Source organism: Streptomyces sp. NPDC001401 (assembly GCF_042895385.1).
Classification (GTDB): Bacteria; Actinomycetota; Actinomycetes; order Streptomycetales; family Streptomycetaceae; genus Streptomyces.
This window is the reverse complement of record NZ_JBIAWI010000009.1, coordinates 333,761-351,519: the sequence shown is the minus strand read 5'-3', so window position 1 is coordinate 351,519 and position 17,759 is coordinate 333,761. Positions and strand designations below refer to the sequence as shown.

General features: G+C 70.7%; 10 protein-coding genes and 2 pseudogenes. 8 read left to right on the top strand and 4 right to left on the bottom strand.

Translation table 11 applies throughout. The features are described from left to right. Window positions 1–89: 89 nt before the first annotated feature. Together ACFY10_RS29195 and ACFY10_RS29190 are read right to left on the bottom strand one after the other, a co-directional pair. The gene (locus tag ACFY10_RS29195) at window positions 90–1,451 is read right to left on the bottom strand and encodes a cytochrome P450 (protein WP_390668173.1); all 1,362 of its coding nucleotides are present in this window, start codon (window positions 1,449–1,451) and stop codon (window positions 90–92) included. A gap of 164 nt (window positions 1,452–1,615) precedes the next feature. Further along, on the bottom strand, window positions 1,616–2,395 hold the full coding sequence (locus ACFY10_RS29190) for a maleylpyruvate isomerase family mycothiol-dependent enzyme (protein WP_390668172.1): 780 nt from the start codon (window positions 2,393–2,395) through the stop codon (window positions 1,616–1,618). A 349-nt stretch (window positions 2,396–2,744) separates the two neighbouring features. Here ACFY10_RS29190 and ACFY10_RS29185 point away from each other — a divergent pair. From ACFY10_RS29185 to ACFY10_RS29170, 4 genes and pseudogenes are all read left to right on the top strand, one after another. Further along, a pseudogene (locus ACFY10_RS29185) lies at window positions 2,745–3,617 on the top strand (chitinase); the annotation flags it as partial. 89 nt (window positions 3,618–3,706) lie between these two features. Beyond that, window positions 3,707–5,887 carry an RICIN domain-containing protein gene (locus tag ACFY10_RS29180; RefSeq protein ID WP_390668253.1) on the top strand — a complete coding sequence of 727 codons (2,181 nt, stop codon included), beginning with the start codon at window positions 3,707–3,709 and terminating at the stop codon, window positions 5,885–5,887. Window positions 5,888–5,906: 19 nt separating this feature from the next. Beyond that, window positions 5,907–6,737, top strand: a pseudogene (locus tag ACFY10_RS29175) (ThuA domain-containing protein); the annotation flags it as partial. 150 nt (window positions 6,738–6,887) lie between these two features. Further along, window positions 6,888–8,618, top strand: a complete 1,731-nt coding sequence (locus ACFY10_RS29170) for a dolichyl-phosphate-mannose--protein mannosyltransferase (RefSeq protein WP_390668171.1) — start codon at window positions 6,888–6,890, stop codon at window positions 8,616–8,618. A 24-nt stretch (window positions 8,619–8,642) separates the two neighbouring features. On the opposite strand, the gene ACFY10_RS29165 is transcribed toward ACFY10_RS29170, so the two are convergent. Continuing rightward, entirely contained in the window at window positions 8,643–9,275 is a 633-nt protein-coding gene (locus tag ACFY10_RS29165) for a GNAT family N-acetyltransferase (protein ID WP_390668170.1), read from the bottom strand. 90 nt (window positions 9,276–9,365) lie between these two features. After that, on the bottom strand, window positions 9,366–10,793 hold the full coding sequence (locus ACFY10_RS29160; protein WP_390668169.1) for an alkaline phosphatase family protein: 1,428 nt from the start codon (window positions 10,791–10,793) through the stop codon (window positions 9,366–9,368). A gap of 153 nt (window positions 10,794–10,946) precedes the next feature. On the opposite strand from ACFY10_RS29160, the gene ACFY10_RS29155 reads away from it, so the two are divergent. The 4 genes from ACFY10_RS29155 (at window position 10,947) to ACFY10_RS29140 (ending at window position 17,740) form a co-directional block, all read left to right on the top strand. Beyond that, window positions 10,947–11,087 (top strand): hypothetical protein, encoded by a 141-nt coding sequence (locus ACFY10_RS29155; protein ID WP_390668168.1) that lies wholly within the window; start codon window positions 10,947–10,949, stop codon window positions 11,085–11,087. Between the two features lie 209 nt (window positions 11,088–11,296). Beyond that, window positions 11,297–13,831 carry a SpoIIE family protein phosphatase gene (locus ACFY10_RS29150; protein WP_390668167.1) on the top strand — a complete coding sequence of 845 codons (2,535 nt, stop codon included), beginning with the start codon at window positions 11,297–11,299 and terminating at the stop codon, window positions 13,829–13,831. Window positions 13,832–13,935: 104 nt separating this feature from the next. Then, the gene (locus tag ACFY10_RS29145; protein WP_390668166.1) at window positions 13,936–16,740 is read left to right on the top strand and encodes a SpoIIE family protein phosphatase; all 2,805 of its coding nucleotides are present in this window, start codon (window positions 13,936–13,938) and stop codon (window positions 16,738–16,740) included. 151 nt (window positions 16,741–16,891) lie between these two features. After that, entirely contained in the window at window positions 16,892–17,740 is an 849-nt protein-coding gene (locus ACFY10_RS29140) for a chitosanase (RefSeq protein WP_390668165.1), read from the top strand. Window positions 17,741–17,759: the final 19 nt, after the last annotated feature.

Sequence of the window (17,759 nt, the reverse complement as noted above, 5' to 3'; positions counted from 1 at the left end):
TGCCGGTGTTCGCCGCGCAGCTCAGTGACCCGCACGCCGTGGCCCCGTAAACCGCGAAAAGGGGGATGATTGTCTGCGGTTCCGTCGTTTCAGTCGGCGGCGAACTCCCCGCGTTCCTGCACGGTCATCATCATCTTCCCGGGCCGCACGGTGGCCCGGCCGACGGGCCGTACGATCTGGCCCGGAGCCAGCTCCAACCGCACCCGGCGCAGGATCGTGGCCAGGCCCGTGGTCAGCTCGGTCATCGCGAACCGGTCCCCGATGCACTTGTGCTTGCCCGCCCCCCAGGGGACGAAGCCGCCGGGCGGGGGCTTCTGCTTGTCGTCGAGCCACCGGTCCGGATCGAACTTCAGCGGATCCGGGTAGAGCTCGGGGTCGCGGTGCAGGGCGTGCTGGCAGTAGGCCAGATCGGTGCCGGCGGGCAGGGTCCACTCCCCCAGGCGGGTCTCGGCGAGGGTACGCCGGGTCACGATCCACCCGGTGTGATGCAGCCGCAGGACCTCGGTGATGACCCGGTTCAGATAGGGGAGGCTGGTCATGTCGTCGAACGTGATGGGCCGGTCGCCGAGCACTTCGTGGAGTTCGGTGAGGACGCGGGCCTCGATGTCCGGGTGGCGGGCGAGTTCGTAGAGCACCCAGGCCAGCGTGGTGGCCGTGTTCTCGGTGCCGGCCAGTGCGAGGGTGAGGATCTCGGAGCAGATCTGCTGGTCGGTGAGCGGAAGTCCGGTGGTCTCGTCCTCCGTGCGCAGCAGCATGGAGAGCATGTCGCCGGTGTCGTGCCCGGTGGAGCGGAGGTCGGAGACCGCCTTGCCGATGGTGGCGTGCACGGCGTCACGGGCCCGCATGAAGCGGCGGTTGAAGGGCAGCGGCAGGCGCTCCACCCAGTCGGGCAGCATGATGCGCACTCCCACGCTGTCCATGACCAACATGATGTCCTGCCGCAGCCGGCGGAAGGTGTCGGCGTCGAGACTGCCGGAGAAGATGGTCTGGGTGAGCATGCCCAGAGAGAGTTTGATCATCGTCTCACGGACGTCGAGGAGCTGCCCGGGCTGCCAGCTGTCGACGGCCTCGGTCACCTGGCCGCGCATCACGTCGACGTAACCTGCGATCTCGCGGCGGCCGAAGGCGGGTTGCAGCTGACGGCGTTTGCGGACGTGGTTCTGTCCGGCGACCGTGACCACGGATTCGCCGAGGAGTTGGCCCATCTTGTCGAAGAAGCGGCCCTTGTCGAGGGTGGGGGCGAGTTCGGTGAGCATGGTGCGGATGAGTGCGGGGTCCTGGACGACGAGCGTACGGGTGCCCGGCTGCAGGGTGATCTCCACGATCGGGCCGTAGCGCCCGCGCAGCGAGGCGATGAAGGCCAGGTTGTCGTGCCAGAGCTGTATCGCGTGGCCCAGCAGCGGGAGTGATCCCGCCGCCCGGGGTATGGGGGGAGGCGCTACAAGCGTCACGAGGCGTCATGCTCCCTTCAAGATGATCATTGCGCTTCTATTACTGCCCAGCCGCGAACCCCGGGCAATCCGGCCTCGCGCGTGTCCTCCGCCACGCTCGCCCTGCGGGCATCCCCTGACCGCCCTGCCTCGGCCGCCGTTCGGTGCCATGCCCCTTCACCCCTCTACGCCTCCAGCCAGAACCCCGTGCGGGTGAGCCAGAGTTCGAGCAGTGCCGTGTCGCCGTGGGTCTCGACGGCGGGAGCGGGCCGCCGGTAGAGGAACAGGAGCAGTTCCGTCACCGGTGCGCGTACGGTCGCGGCGGCCTCCGCGCGCCCGGGGTGCCACACGGGCCGGTCGCCGCCGAGGTCGACGTGCCACTGTCCGGCTCCGGTTGCCTCGAACTGGAGCGTACGGCCGGGGCCGAGCAGGTCGGGTTCTGCCGGCCGGGGCTCGTATGCCTCGGGGACCGTCGCGAAGTCCATCCACTCGTCCACCGCGTCCGCCGCGAGGCCGTCGTCGACCGTGAATGAGGCACCGGTCGCCAGCGCGGCGTCGGCTCGGTGCACGAGGGTCTCGTGGGTCATCCTCCTGGCCCAGAAGGCGGCCGTGTTCCGCTCGTGGGCCGGCGTCCACACCCGGGCATCGGGCCCGGCATCGCGCAGGGTGGCACCGAGTTCCGCGGCGCCTTCGCCGAGCCAGTCGTCCAGTGCGTCGCCGTCCAGGTGGGCGTATACGGCCGGGTCGTCGACGGGGTCGCCGGGAACGGGTTCGAGGGCTCGTGTCCGGACCACCTCGTCCGCCCATCGGTGGTCCCCGCCCACGTGCCGCAGCAGCCGCCCGAGATCCCAGCCGGGACAGGTGGAGACGTCAGCAGCCGTGTCCACCCCTCTGACCTGTGCTCTGAGCAGCTCGGTCTGGGAGACGATCGCGCGGCAGTAGTCGTCGAAGGTCAGCGAGGTCATGCGCTCATCATGAACTGGCGCAGCGGGACGCGGCATCCCGCCACCGCTCATTTCTTGAAGAGATGACGCGGACTCGTGTCACTGAGGCTTCACCTCTTGACGTGTTTGGTTCAGACCTTTAGGTTCCCGGTCACACAGCTTCACGAGTGCGCCCAATGTTCATTGATGTGAACGCCCCTGTGCTGCTTCCACCCCCCACCGTCCGTCGCCGGCGAAAGGCTGTGATCCCCCACCCATGAACCCCCAACCCCCCACCCATGGCGCCGTGTTGCGCGCCTGCCTCGCCATGGCCCTGTCCGCCCTCACCGCCGGAGCCCTCAGCGCCGCTCCCGCCGGCGCCGCCCCGGCCGCCGCCCCCATGGCCGTCGCGCCGTACCTCTACAACGGCTGGGGCAGCCCGCCCGACCCGAGCACCATCACCAGCGCCACCGGCGTCAAGTGGTTCACCCTCGCCTTCGTCCTCAGCAACGGGCACTGCAATCCGCAGTGGGACGGCAGCCGCCCGCTCACCGGCGGCGTCGACCAACGGACCGTCAACACCGTGCGCAGGGGCGGCGGTGACATCATCCCCTCCTTCGGCGGGTACAGCGGCAACAAGCTGGAGAGCTCCTGCTCCAGCGCCGGGGAGCTGGCGGGGGCGTACCAGAAGGTCATCAACGCCTACGGCCTGAAGGCGATCGACATCGACATCGAGGCCGACGCCTACAGCAACCCGACCGTGCAGCAGCGCACGGTGGACGCGCTCAAGACCGTGAAGGCCGACAACCCGGGCCTGAAGGTGTACGTCACCATCGGCACGGACCAGAGCGGGCCCGACACCAGCCTGATCAAACGGGCGGCGGCGTCCCGACTGTCCGTGGACGCCTGGGCGATCATGCCGTTCGACTTCGGTGGTGCCGGCAAGAACATGGGGACGCTGACCCTGCGGGCCGCCGAGGGCCTCAAGTCCGCGCTCAAGAGCGCCTACGGCTACGGCGACGACCAGGCGTACCGGGACATGGGCATCTCCTCCATGAATGGGATCACGGACCAGAACGAGAAGGTCACCGTGGCCGACTTCCGCACCATCCTCGGCTACGCCCAGCAGCACCATCTGGCCCGGCTCACCTTCTGGTCCGCCAACCGCGACCGGCCCTGCACCGGCGGCGGCGCGGACAGCTGCTCCGGCGTCGGCCAGCAGGCCTGGGACTACACGCGCGTCTTCGCCCAGTACACCGGCTGAACTCCCCCACAGCCGTACGCACTTCCCACCCCCCACCCGCATGGGAGACAGCCGTGCCCGGATCGAGGAGAACCACCGGCAACCGCCGTATGCGGATGCTGCTGACCGCCTTCGCACTCGCCGCGGCCGGCTCCGGTGTCGCGGTCGTCGTGCCGCACACCGCACAGGGTGCCCAGGCCGCGGCGCTGCCCACGAGCTGGGCCACGGTCGTCAACAAGGGCAGCGGCAAGTGCGTCGACGCCCGCGGCGCCGGCACCGCCGACGGGACCGTCGTACAGCAGTACTCGTGCAACGCCGGCCAGGCCCAGCAGTGGCGGTTCCAGGACACGTCCGACGGCCGGGTCCAGGTCGGCAACAGGAACGACGCCGCCAGGGTCTGGGACGTCACCGACGTCTCCAGCGCGGACAGCGCGCCCGTGCAGCTGTGGACGTACGGCGGCGGCGCCAACCAGCAGTGGCAGGCGGCCGTCGAGGCGGACGGCGCCTATCACTTCGTCAACCGCAACAGCGGCAAGTGCCTCGACGTGCCCTCTGCCTCCACCGCGGACAGCGTCCAGCTGCAGCAGTACACCTGCAACGGAAGCGCCGCACAGTCCTTCTACGTCAACGCAGTCGACGCCCAACAGCCGCCCGGCACCCCGGACTTGGGCCCGAACGTCACCGTCTTCGACCCGTCGACCCCGGCCGCCACCGTCCAGAGCAGCCTCAACGCCGCCTTCGCGCAGCAGGAGACGAACCAGTTCGGCACCGCCCGCAAGGCGTTCCTCTTCAAGCCGGGCACCTACGACGCCGACGCCAACGTCGGCTTCTACACGCAGGTGGCCGGGCTCGGCCTGTCCCCCGACGACGTGACCATCCGGGGCGCGGTGCACGCGGAGGCCGACTGGTTCCAGGGCAACGCCACCCAGAACTTCTGGCGTTCGGCGGAGAATCTGTCAGTCACCCCGACGTCGGGCACGGACCGCTGGGCGGTGTCGCAGGCGGCGCCGTACCGTCGTATGCACCTGCGCGGCAACCTCCAGCTGGACGACGGCGGTTGGTCCAGCGGCGGGTACATGGCCGACACCAAGGTCGACGGGCAGGTCCGGTCGGGCTCTCAGCAGCAGTGGCTGACCCGTAACTCCCAGCTGGGCAGCTGGACCGGCGCCAACTGGAACATGGTCTTCGTCGGCAGCCAGGGCGTGCCCGCCACCAGCTTCCCCAGCCCGCCGTACACGACGGTGGCGCAGAGCCCGGTCACGCGTGAGAAGCCATTCCTGTACGTCGATTCGGCCGGCGCCTGGAAGGTGTTCGTGCCCGCCGTGCGCACCAACTCCAGTGGAACCAGCTGGAGTTCGGGCACACCCGCAGGCACCTCGCTGCCGCTGTCCGACTTCTTCGTAGTCAAGCCCGGTGCGACGGCCGCCCAGATGAACGACGCACTCGCGGCGGGCAAACACCTGCTGATCACTCCCGGCGTCTACCACCTCGACCAGCCCCTCAAGGTCACCAAGCCCGACACGGTGGTCCTGGGCCTGGGACTCGCCACGCTCGTCCCCGACAACGGCATCACCGCCATGACCGTCGCCGACGTCAACGGCGTCCAGCTCGCCGGGCTGCTCATCGACGCCGGCACCACCAACTCCGCGCAACTGCTGGAGATGGGCCCGAGCGGATCCTCCGCGGACCACAGCAGCGACCCCAGCTCCCTGCACGACGTGTTCTTCCGCGTCGGCGGCGCGGGCGTCGGCAAGGCCACCACCAGCCTCACCGTCAACAGCGACGACGTCATCGGCGACCACCTGTGGATCTGGCGCGCCGACCACGGCAGCGGCGTCGGCTGGACCACCAACACCGCGGACACGGGGCTCGTGGTCAACGGCGACGACATGACGATGTACGGCCTGTTCGTCGAGCACTACCAGAAGCACCAGACGATCTGGAACGGCAACGGCGGCCGCACGTACTTCTACCAGAACGAGATGCCCTACGACCCGCCCAGTCAGGCGGCCTGGATGAACGGTTCCACGCAGGGCTACGCCGCCTACAAGGTCGCGAACTCCGTCACCAGCCACCAGGTCTACGGCTTCGGCAGCTACTGCTACTTCAGCACCGATCCGAGCGTGACGGCCGAGCACGCCATCGAGGCCCCGAACAACGCGAACGTCCGCTTCACCGACATGGTGACCGTCTCCCTCGGCGGCACGGGCACCATCCGCCACGTCGTCAACGACCGCGGTGGACCGTCCAACTCGTCGACCAACGTGGCCGACCTCGTCAACTACCCCTGACCGGAGAGGAGTTCATCCGATGCACGCCATCAAAGCCGGCGCAGTACGCATCCTCGTGCTCCTGGCGATCCTGCTGACGGGGCTGTCCGCGCCACGCGCCCAAGCGGCAGCCCAGCCGTTCAAGGTGCTCGCCCTCTACAACGGCACCTGGGACGCGGCCCACATCAGTTTCGTCCACGAGGCCAACGACTGGTTCCCGAAGCAGGCCGCACAGAACGGCTTCACCTACACGGCCAGCAACAACTGGGACCTGCTCGCGAACGGCGGGGTCAACGGCTACCAAGTCGTGCTGTTCCTCGACGACCTGCCGCAGAGCTCCGCCCAACGCAGCGGATTCGAGCGCTACATGAAGGGCGGCGGGGCCTGGATGGGCTTCCACGTCTCCGCCTTCACCACGAACGCGCAGAGCTGGCCCTGGTACCACAACCAGTTCCTCGGCAGCGGCAACTTCAAGTCCAACACCTGGGGGCCGACCACCGCGGTCCTGCGGGTCGAGGACCGCACACACCCGTCGACGAAGAACCTGCCGGCGACCTTCACCTCGTCCGTCAGCGAGTGGTACAGCTGGTCGAACGACCTGCGCCGGAACCCCGACATCAAGGTCCTCGCCTCGGTCGACCCGAGCAGCTTCCCGCTCGGCACCGACCCCGACCAGAGCTGGTACAGCGGCTATTACCCGATCCTGTGGACGAACACGAAGTACAGGATGCTGTACGCCAACTTCGGCCACAACGCGATGGATTACGACACCAACACCACCCTGTCGTCGACGTTCGCGAGCGAGGCGCAGAACCGCTTCCTGCTCGACGGGCTGAAGTGGCTGGGCGGTACGCCGAGTTCGCACCTGCCCGCGCACTCCTGAGCCGGTGCGCGAAGGGCCCCGACCGCCGCGCGGGTGCGGTCGGGGCCCTGCTCCGTTCACGCCCCCGGTTTGCGGAGGTCACGCCGCACCCCCCGGGCACCGGACCTGATCCGCGCTGGCGTTCCCTACGATGACCCGGTGACGAGTGACACCCCCACACGGGCCGACGTCGACGAAGACGCCCGCGCGAGCGCTGCACCCGAGGCCACCCCCTGGGCGCAGCGGCTGCGCCGGTTCGGTTACGCGGCAGGTCCCCGCGCCGATGCCCGCGCCCGCCTGGTGCCGCCCTTCCCCGAACCGGGCACGAGAGTCTGGGAGTTGGTGGGCCTCGGCCCTCGGACGGCCCGCCGCCTCGCGCAGTCCATGGGCTGGCTGGGACCGGTTCTCGTCGCCGTGCTGGCCGGCGCGCTCCGGTTCTGGCGGCTGGGCCGGCCACGGGCGGTCGTCTTCGACGAGACGTACTACGCCAAGGACGCCTGGGCGATGCTGCGGCTCGGCTACGAGGGCACCTGGCCGGACCGCAAGATCGCCGACCCCCAGATCCTGGCGCACCCCCAGGTGATCCCGCTCTCCGACACCAGCAGCTTCGTCGCGCATCCGCCGATGGGCAAGTGGGTGATCGCCCTCGGGGAGGGGACGTTCGGTCTGGATCCGTTCGGCTGGCGGTTCATGATTGCGGCGCTCGGCACCCTGTCGGTGCTCATGCTGTGCCGAATAGGGCGCCGTCTGTTCCGCTCGACGCTGCTCGGCTGTCTCGCCGGTGCGCTGCTGGCGGTGGACGGCCTGCACTTCGTGATGAGCCGTGCCGCCCTGCTCGACCTCATTGTGATGTTCTTCGCGCTGGCGGCGTTCGGCTGCCTGCTCGTCGACCGGGACAAGGCGCGGGCCCGGCTGGCGGCCGCCCTCCCCGTCGGCGACGAGGGCTTCGCGCGTCCCGACCCGTACACCGGCGAACGTGTCGGCACGGGCCTGCGTCCGTGGCGGCTCGCGGCCGGTGTCTTCCTGGGACTGGCCGCCGCGAGCAAGTGGAACGGCCTCTACTTCCTGGTGTTCTTCACGGCCCTGACCGTCCTGTGGGACGTCGGCTCCCGCCGGGTGGCCGGGGCGGGCCACCCGTACCGGGCGGTGCTGCGCAAGGACCTGGGCTGGTCGGTGCTCTCCCTGATCCCGGTCGCCGTACTGACGTACCTGGCCACCTGGACCGGCTGGTTCATGTCCGACAACGGCTACAACCGGCACTGGGCGGACGGCCGCGGCGGCACCTGGTCATGGATCCCGGCTCCCCTGCGCAGCCTGTGGCACTACGAACACGCCGTCTACCAGTTCAACATCGGCCTCCACACCCCCCACCGTTACCAGTCCAATCCCTGGGGCTGGCTGGTCCAGGGACGCCCCGTGGCGTTCTACTACGAGTCGCCGACGGCCGGGCAGCAGGGCTGTCACGCCGCTGCGGGCTGCTCGCAGGAGATCCTGGGCCTGGGTACTCCGCTGCTGTGGTGGGCGGCCTGCGGTGCGCTGCTCTACCTTCTGTTCCGGTGGGCGCTGCGCCGCGACTGGCGCGCGGGCGCCGTCCTGTGCGCGGTGGCCGCCGGATACCTTCCCTGGTTCAACTACCAGGACCGTACGATCTTCTCCTTCTACGCCGTCGCGTTCGTGCCCTACCTGTGCCTGGCCGTGGCCATGATGGTGGGCGCCCTGCTGGGACCGTCGGGGGCCGGCGAGTGGCGCCGGCTGATCGGCGCCGTGAGCGCGGGTGTGCTGGTGCTGCTCATCGCATGGAACTTCATCTACTTCTATCCGCTCTACACGGGCACGACGATCCCGTACGGCGACTGGCGCGCGCGGATGTGGCTGGACACCTGGATTTGAAGTCGGGGGCCATGTACTCGGGCGTCACAGATTCTCCAACTCCCCTGTCGTGCGCCCGAGATACGTGACCGGACCGGGGTCCGGCACATCGATCGGGTGGAAGCCGAGGCGGTCGTAGAAAGCTCTGGCCGGAGTGTTGGCCGTGACCATGGAGAGGTGCACGGCGGCGACGCCCCGGTCGTGCAGGGCCCGCAGGAAGGTCCGCATCAGCTTGCGGCCGTGACCGCGGCCCTGCCATTCGGGGAGCAGGTCGATGTGCAGATGGGCCGGGTACCCGGCGACCTCGGGGACGATCATCCGCTCGGGGCGGTGCAGGAGGGGGATCATCTCCTCGTCCGGGGTCGTCGGCGGTCCGGCGGGCTCCGGGTAGCGGTCCGCGACCAGGGGCAGCCACTTCGTACGGAAGGCCTCGACGAAACGGGGCGTGTGCGCGGTGCCGAGGATGTAGCCGACCGCCCGGCCGTGCCCGTCGTCCAGGACGAAGGCCAGCTCCGGTTCCAGCACGACGTAGGGCGCCGCGAAGATCGTCGGGAAGATGGTGGGGTCCGCGTAGACGGGACGGCTGTCCTGGCCGTTGTGCGCTGTGCGGATGCAGATGTCGTAGAGGGCTTCGCGGTCCTCGCAGCGGTAGGGGCGGATCGCCGGCGTCGGGGTCACCGCAGCATCCTGCACAATTGGGAGCGCTCCCACAAGGCTCGGCGAGGGACCGGGAGGATGGCGCTGCCCGGGCCCTCGCCGCGATGTGCTTCACACGTGCGGGCGGCCGCCCTGTTCCTGGTGCGGGAAAGTCTGGTCGGCCCCGGGAAGCGTCGGCTTCGGCAGGGTCGCCACCTCCTCCTTCGCCTTCTCCAGCTGCTCCGCGGTGTCGTCGGGCAGCCGGGGCGGGCGCGGGCGGGCGTCACGGAAGCGGAAGGCCGTGGTGAAGTCGCCGAAGGTCCGGCGCCGCCAGTCGCTGATGTTCGGTTCCTCGGCCCCGGTGAACCGCTCCAGGAACTGCAGCGCGGAGGTGTGGTCGAAGGCCTCCGAGGCGACCCAACCACCCACGGTCCAGGGCGAGACGATGATGGCGGGCACGCGGAAGCCGCCGCCGATCGGCAGCCCCTGGATGTACTCGTCGGGTGTTCCCGCGGGCGCGGTCGGTGGTGCCACGTGGTCGAACAGGCCGTCGTTCTCGTCGTAGTTGAGGATGAAGGCGGTCTTGCGCCACACCTTCGGGTTCGCCGCGATGGCCTCGATCTTCGAGGCCACGAAGTCGGCCCCCGCGGCGGGCAGGTAGTCCGGGTGCTCCGACTGGTGGCTCGTCGGCATGATCCAGCTCACCGCCGGGAGGCGGTCGCCCCGGGCGTCGTCCTCGAAGGTGCCCTCGGGCTGCGGGCGCACGCCGCGCTCGTACAGCTCGGAGCCGGGCTGCGCCGTCCTGAACGTGGCGAACTGCTCCAGCATGTTGCAGCCGTAGTCGTCGTCCTGCTGGTAGACCTTCCAGCTGATGCCGGCCGCCTGGAGGCGTTCGGCGTACGTCGTCCAGCGGTACGGCGTGGGCGCGACGTTGCTGATGATCGGGCCGCCGTGGGTGCCGGCCGGGTCGATCGAACCGGTCATCCACATCAGGCGGTTGGGCCAGGTGGGGCCGAAGACCGAGCAGAAGTAGTGGTCGCAGATGGTGAAGGTCTCGGCGAGCGCGAACTGGAACGGGATGTCCTCGCGGGTGTAGTAGCCCATGACGTAGGGGCCGTTGACGCCGTCGGCCTTGCGGTGGGCGGGCAGCCACTGGTCCATCCTGCCGCCGTTCCAGGCGGCGTGCTGCACGGACCAGGCGTGGCTGGTGGAGGGGATCGCCTGGGCGCTCGACTTGTGGGTGTCGAGGTGGAAGGGCAGCAGGTAGCCCTTCGGGTTCACGGCGTCCGGCTGGTAGAAGACGGATCGCCCGTTGTCGAGCTGCAGTGCGTCCGGGTCGCCGAAGCCGCGGACGCCCGAGAGGGTGCCGAAGTAGTGGTCGAACGAGCGGTTCTCCTGCATCAGCAGGACGACGTGTTCGATGTCGCGCAGCGAGCCGTTCTTCGGCGGTCCGGCGGCGACGGCCTTGCGGACGCTCGGCGGGAGGAGGGAGAGGGCCGCGGCGCCGCCCAGCGCGCCCGCGGCACCGCCCAAGAGCCTACGGCGTGTCAACTCGGCCATGATTGCCCCTTCTTGAGCGGGAGAAGCTCTGTGGAGTGGCGGCCGGCCCGGCTGAGAGGCGGACCGCCGATCACTCTCCGCTCGAGGCGGCAGGGCACATCAGGGGTGGGTGATGAACATGTACGCAACGTGCGGCAAGGAGTTGGCCAAGCCGTGACCGTCAACACCGGGGCGTTGCACGGCTGTTGCCGCGCGTTGAGAAAAGATGGCTACTGCATCGATCACGGAGTCGACCCGGCGGCCGCGCGCTGCCGGACCGGAGGCCCTGTCGGCCGCATTCGTGAGGTGCCGTGAATCGCTGCGCTGCGTGACCACGGCGTGCCCCCTCGATGCCCTGCGCCGGTGATCTCCGCCTCGCTTCCGGCGGGCGCGGTGCACCCCTGCGACGCCCGGGAGCCGTGATTCGTCTGCGGAAACTGCGACCGCCCAGGTGCGCCACAGGCCCGTAGTGGCGCATTCTTGCTGTGTCGCCCGCTGGACGGCGGACGGACGAGGTAGGGCCGATGACTCGCGCGGAGCACGCACACCGGACGCCCGGGCAGCTGGCCGCGCTGCTGATCGACGCCTCGACAGAGGCGATCGGCGCGGCCGGCGGGCACTCGGGAGGGGTCTATCTGCGCTCCGGCACGCCCGGGCTGCTGCGCCTTGCGGTACTCGCGGGGCTGCCGGGCCCGCTGTTCCGGCCCTGGTGGCGGCTGCATGTGGACCGCCCGTTCCCGGTGGCCGACGCCTACCGGCTCGGTGTGCAGGTGGTCCTACCGAACGCCACGGAGACGATGCGCCGCTATCCCCAGTTCGCGGCCGGGCTGCCGTTCCAGTTCGGGTCGATGTACGTACCGGTCGTGTGCGGGTCGACGACCTTCGGTGTGCTGACCGTGCTGCGGCCTTCCACCACGGACGCCACCGAGCTGCTCCACCACCGCGATCGCATGGTGCGGCTGGCCGAGGACCTGGGCACGGCCCTGCGGCGCCTGGAGGACGGCGGCAGGTCGTCGGTGGCCTGGGACGGGGAGCCCGTGTGCGTACGGTCGCCGGGCGCGCGCCCGCCCGCGGGGCGTGCCGGGGGTTTCGCCTGGGATCCGGTGACGGACGTCGTGACCGTGGACGAGCGTCTGCCCGCGCTGCTCGGGGTGCCGGTCGACGCGTTCGCCACGTCCGTGGAGGCGCTCGCGGACGCCGTGGCCCCGGCCGAGACGCAGCGGGTGCTGGCCGCGCTGCGGGAGACCGCCGCGGGCCGGCCACCGCCCCTGCCGCTGTATGTGCGGGCCGAGGACGGCGCGCTGCGGCTGGTGGAGCTGTGGAGCCCGTACGCCGCTCCCGCCCCGCCCGGCACACCCTCCGGCGCGCATCCCGTCCGGGGCTTCGTCGTCGATCCCGGTCCCGGCGCCGCGGCGGACGCCGCGGCAGACCTGCTGCCCGACGGGGTGCTCTGCCTGGACCGGCTGGGGCTGATCCTCTACGCCAACCCGCGAGCCGGACAGCTGCTGCACTGCTCCCGGACGCAGCTGCTGAGCCGTCCCCTGTGGGAGGCCGTGCCGTGGCTGAACCAGCCTGCCTTCGAGGACCATCTGCGCAGCGCGCTGCTGTCCCCGGACCCGGTGCGCTTCCATGTCGGACGGCCCGGCAGGGACGACGAGGAGGGCGAGGGGCCGTCGTACGAGGGCGCCTGGCTCGACGTCTGTGTCTATTCGGGTCCGGACGTGCTGACCTGCACGTTCCGCCCGGCGAACCGCGTGGCGGCCGCCGCCGCCGACCTCACGCAGGAGCCGGCCGCGGCCGCCTCGCCCGGGGTCCCGTCGATGGCTCCGCTGTACCGCCCCATCGTCCTCGCCATCGCGCTGACGGAGGCGGTCACCGCACGGCAGGTGGCAGCCGTGGTCATGCGGGAACTGCTGCCCGCGTTCGGCGGCCGCCGCCTCGCCATCTATCTGCTGCAGGACCGGCACCTGTATCTGGCCTGGGAGAGCGGCTTCCCCAAAGGGTTCCTCGCCCCCTTCGAGGGCGTGGGCCTGGACGCCCATCTGCCCGGCGTCGAGACGCTGACCAACGGCCGGCCGATCTTCTTCGACTCGATGGAGCAGCTGGCCGCCGCCTACCCGGGCATCGCCCTGGACGCGGACGAGGGGGCGCGCGCCTTCCTGCCGCTGATCGCCTCCGGGCGTCCGGTCGGTTCCTGCATCCTGGGTTTCGACGGGTCCCGCAGCTTCAGCACCGAGGAGCGCACGGTGCTGACCGCGCTCGCCGGGCTGATCGCCCACGCCATGGAGAAGGCGAAGCGCTACGAGAGCGAGGCGGCGCTCGCGCGCGGGCTGCAGCAGGCCCTGCTCCCCCGCCGGCTGTCGGCCCACCCGCAGGTGGAGACCACCGGCCGCTATCTGCCGGGCACGCAGGGCATGGAGGTGGGCGGCGATTGGTACGACGTCGTGGAGGCGGGGGACGGTCTGGCGCTGGTCATCGGCGATGTGCAGGGGCACGGTGTGCAGGCGGCGGCCACGATGGGTCAACTGCGCAGTGCGGTGCGGGCGTTCGCTCTCGGGGACCGGCCGCCGGACGAGGTGATGAGCGGCACGAACCATCTGCTCATCGATCTCGATCCCGGACAGTTCGCGAGCTGCTGCTACATCCGGCTGGATCCGGCCTCGGGCCTGGCGCGGGCGGCCCGCGCCGGGCACCCGCCGCCGCTGCTGCGTCACCCGGACGGCCACACCGAGGTGCTGGACCTGCCCGGCGGCGTGGTGCTCGGGGTGGATCCGCACGCCCAGTACCCCGTGGCCGAGCTGCGGATCGAGCCCGGCGCCGTGCTCGCGCTGTACACGGACGGCCTCGTCGAGCGGCCCGGCGTCGACATCGACGACGGCATCACGGCTCTGCGGGTGGCGCTGGCGAAGGTGGGCGCGCCTGCCGTCCGCCCGGGCCGCCGTCCGCTGGCCGGGATCGCCGATCGCCTCACCGCGGCGGCCCGGCACTCCGCGGACCGCCCCGACGACATCGCGCTGCTCCTCGCCACGCGCCGTGCGGCACACGGGAACCAGCGGTGAAACCGTCCCTCGCCCGTGACGTCGGCACACGCACAGGGGGCGAACTCTGTCACCCTCTGTGACGCCTCTCGCCTCACGCGGCCCGGCAGTGTAGACATGGGCACATGGTCCGACTTCCGGACCGCTCCGGGACCCGGTCGCACCGCCGTCCCGGCGGTCTCCGTGCCCGCCGCGCGAACGATCGCGCCCACGCAGCGCACGGGCAGCGCACGACGCGGACGCCGCGCAGTGCGCCCACCCACGAAAGAGGGCACACGGGCGAGCCGGAACCGGGGCGCATCACGGCGTTGCGGTCGGCGCTGACCGGACGCAGCATCGCCCGGCAGGTGTTCGTCCTGCAGGTGGTGATCGTGCTGCTGCTGGTGGTCGCGGCGGTGGTGGCGCTGTATCTGCAGGTCCGGCACGACAGCACGCAGGAGGCCCGCAACCGGTCGGTCGCCGTCGCCCAGGCGTTCGCCAACGCGCCGGGCACCCGCGAGGCGCTCGACAGCCCCAATCCCACGGCAATTCTGCAGCCGCGGGCGGAGGCCGCCCGCAAGGCGACCGGCGTGGACTTCATCGTCGTCATGAACACCGACGGCATCCGCTACACCCACCCCAAACCGAATCGCATCGGCAAGAAGTTCGTGGGGACGATCGAGCCCGCGCTGGCCGGCGGGACGGTGGTCGAGGAGATCAACGGGACGATCGGGCGGCTGGTGCAGGCGGTCGTGCCGATCAAGGCGGACGACGGCAAGGTCGTCGGCCTGGTGTCGGCGGGCATCACGACCGCGACCGTGGGCGGCACCGCCGACCGGCAGCTGCCGCTCGTCCTGTTCGCCGCGGCCGTGGGACTCGCCCTGGCCACCGGGGGCACCGCGCTGGTCAGCAGACGGCTGCTGCGCCAGACGCACGGCCTGGGCCCGCACGAGATGACCCGCATGTACGAGCACCACGACGCGGTGCTGCACGCCGTCCGCGAGGGCGTGCTCATCGTCAGCGGCGAGGGCCGGCTGCTGCTCGCCAACGACGAGGCGCACCGCCTGCTCGACCTGCCCGAGGACGCCGAGGGCCGGCACGCCCTCGACCTCGGCCTCGCCCCCGACACCGCCGAGCTGCTGGCCTCCGGGCGCGTTGCCACGGACGAGGTGCACCTGGTCAAGGACCGGCTCCTTGCGGTCAACCAGCGGCCCACCGATGTCCAGGGCGGCCCGCCGGGCAGCGTCGCCACGCTCCGCGACTCGACCGAGCTGCGCGCCCTGTCCGGCCGTGCCGAGACGGCGCGGGAACGCCTGAACATGCTGTACGACGCCGGGGTGGGCATCGGCACCAGCCTGGACGTCGCGCGCACCGCGGAGGAGCTGGCCGAACTCGCCGTCCCGCGGTTCGCCGACTTCGCGACGGTCGACCTGTTCGACGCGGTGCTGGGCGGCGGCCAGCCGGAGGCGGTGACGTCCTTGCGCCGTACCGCGTCGAGCGGGGTCCGCGAGGACGCCCCGCTCTACAAGGTGGGCAGGCAGATCAAGTTTGTCGACTCCTCGCCGCAGGCCCGCAGCCTGCACTCCGGGCAGGCCGTGCTGGAGCCGCACCTCGACGGGGCGCCGGGCTGGCACGCACAGGACATGGAACGCACCGCACAGGTCGTCGAGTACGGCATCCACTCGCTGATCACCGTGCCGCTGCGCGCCGGATCCCTGGTCCTGGGGGTGGTCAGTTTCTGGCGCTCGGAGAAGCCCGAGCCCTTCGACGCGGACGAACTGGCTCTCGCCGAGGAACTGGTGGCCCGCGCCGCGGTCTCCATCGACAACGCCCGCCGCTACACGCGCGAGCACAGCATGGCCGTGACCCTGCAGCGCAGCCTGCTGCCCCGCAGACTGCCCGAGCAGAGCGCCCTGGACATCGCCTACCGGTATCTGCCTGCGCAGGCCGGAGTGGGCGGGGACTGGTTCGACGTCCTGCCGCTGTCGGGCGCCCGGGTCGCCCTCGTCGTCGGCGACGTCGTGGGGCACGGACTGCACGCCGCGGCCACCATGGGACGGCTGCGCACGGCGGTCCACAACTTCTCCGCCCTCGACCTGCCGCCCGACGAACTCCTCGCCCTGCTCGACGAGTTGGTCGGCCGCATCGACCAGGACGTGACGGCGGACGGCGGCAACGCCCCGGTCACCGGCGCCACCTGCCTGTACGCGATCTACGACCCGGTGTCCCGGAAGTGCACCATCGCCCGGGCCGGCCACCCGCCGCCGGCCCTGATCCGGCCCGACGGCGGCGTCGAGTTCCCCGACGTGCCCGCCGGTCCCCCGCTCGGCCTCGGCGGTCTGCCGTTCGAGACGGCCGACCTGGTGCTGGAGGAGGGCAGCCGTCTCGTCCTGTACACGGACGGGCTGGTCGAGGACCGGGAGCGGGACATCGACGAGGGGCTCGCGCTCCTGCGGGGCGCGCTGGAACGCGCCGGTGAGTCGCCGGAGGACACCTGCCGGGTGGTGCTCGACTCACAGCTGCCGGCCCGGCCGAGCGACGACGTCGCCCTGATCGTCGCCCGCACCCGGGCACTCGACCCCGACCGGATCGCCGACTGGCAGGTGCCGAACGACCCGGCGGCGGTCGCGGAGGTGCGTGCCTCCGTCAGCCGGCGGCTGACCGGGTGGGGGCTCGACGAGCTGACGTTCACCACCGAGCTCATCCTGAGCGAGCTGGTCACCAACGCGATCCGCTACGGCGCCGACCCCATCCATGTGCGCGTGCTGTTCGACCGCACCCTGATCTGCGAGGTCTTCGACAGCAGCAGCACATCGCCGCATCTGCGGTATGCGGCGATGACGGACGAGGGCGGCCGCGGCCTGTTCCTCGTGGCCCAGATCGCCGACCGCTGGGGCACCCGGTACACCCCCGAGGGCAAGGTCATCTGGGCCGAGCAGCCGCTGCCCTGACTCACCCCCTTTTGGTCCGTACCTTCTTCGTACGTCTCTACGAACTTCTCGCGCGACGGGTGTGCGCTCTCGCCGTCCTCTGATAGGAAACCTTCCTATCAGTATCATCGCATGGCCAACTCCCCACCCCCCACCACCACTTGGAGCCCCCGTGAGGCACCTCTCCAGCGACCCCGCACATCCCGCCCGCATCTCGCGCCGCACCGTACTCCTCGCGGCCGGAGCGTCCCTGGCCGCGGCACCCCTCCTGCGGCCCTCGCACGCCTCGGCCGCACCGGCCGCGGCAGGCTGCGTGGGCCTCGACGACCCGGCGAAGAAGGAGATCGCCATGAAGCTGGTGTCGAGCGCGGAGAACTCCTCGCTCGACTGGAAGGCGCAGTACAAGTACATCGAGGACATCGGCGACGGCCGCGGCTACACCGCCGGGATCATCGGCTTCTGCTCCGGCACCGGCGACATGCTCGACCTCGTCCAGCTCTACACCGACCGCAAGCCGGGCAACGTACTTGCCAAATACCTCCCGGCGCTGCGCGCGGTGAACGGCTCCGACTCGCACGAGGGGCTGGACCCGAACTTCCCCCGCGACTGGCGCAAAGCGGCCCAGGACACCGCGTTCCAACAGGCGCAGAACGACGAGCGCGACCGCGTGTACTTCAACCCGGCAGTGAAGCAGGGCAAGGCGGACGGCATCGGGACGCTGGGGCAGTTCACGTACTACGACGCCATCGTGATGCACGGCGACGGCGACGACGCCACCAGCTTCCGCAACATACGCAGGCGCGCACTGAACAAGGCGAAGCCGCCGGCGCAGGGCGGTGACGAGGTGGCGTACCTGAACGCCTTCCTCGACGCCCGGGTGTGGGCCATGAAGCAGGAGGAGGCGCACAGCGACACCAGCCGCGTCGACACGGAGCAGCGGGTGTTCCTGCGGAACGGAAACCTGTGTCTCGACACACCGCTCAACTGGAAGGTGTACGGGGACAGTTACCACATCGGCTGACGGAACGCGGGCTGCCGTA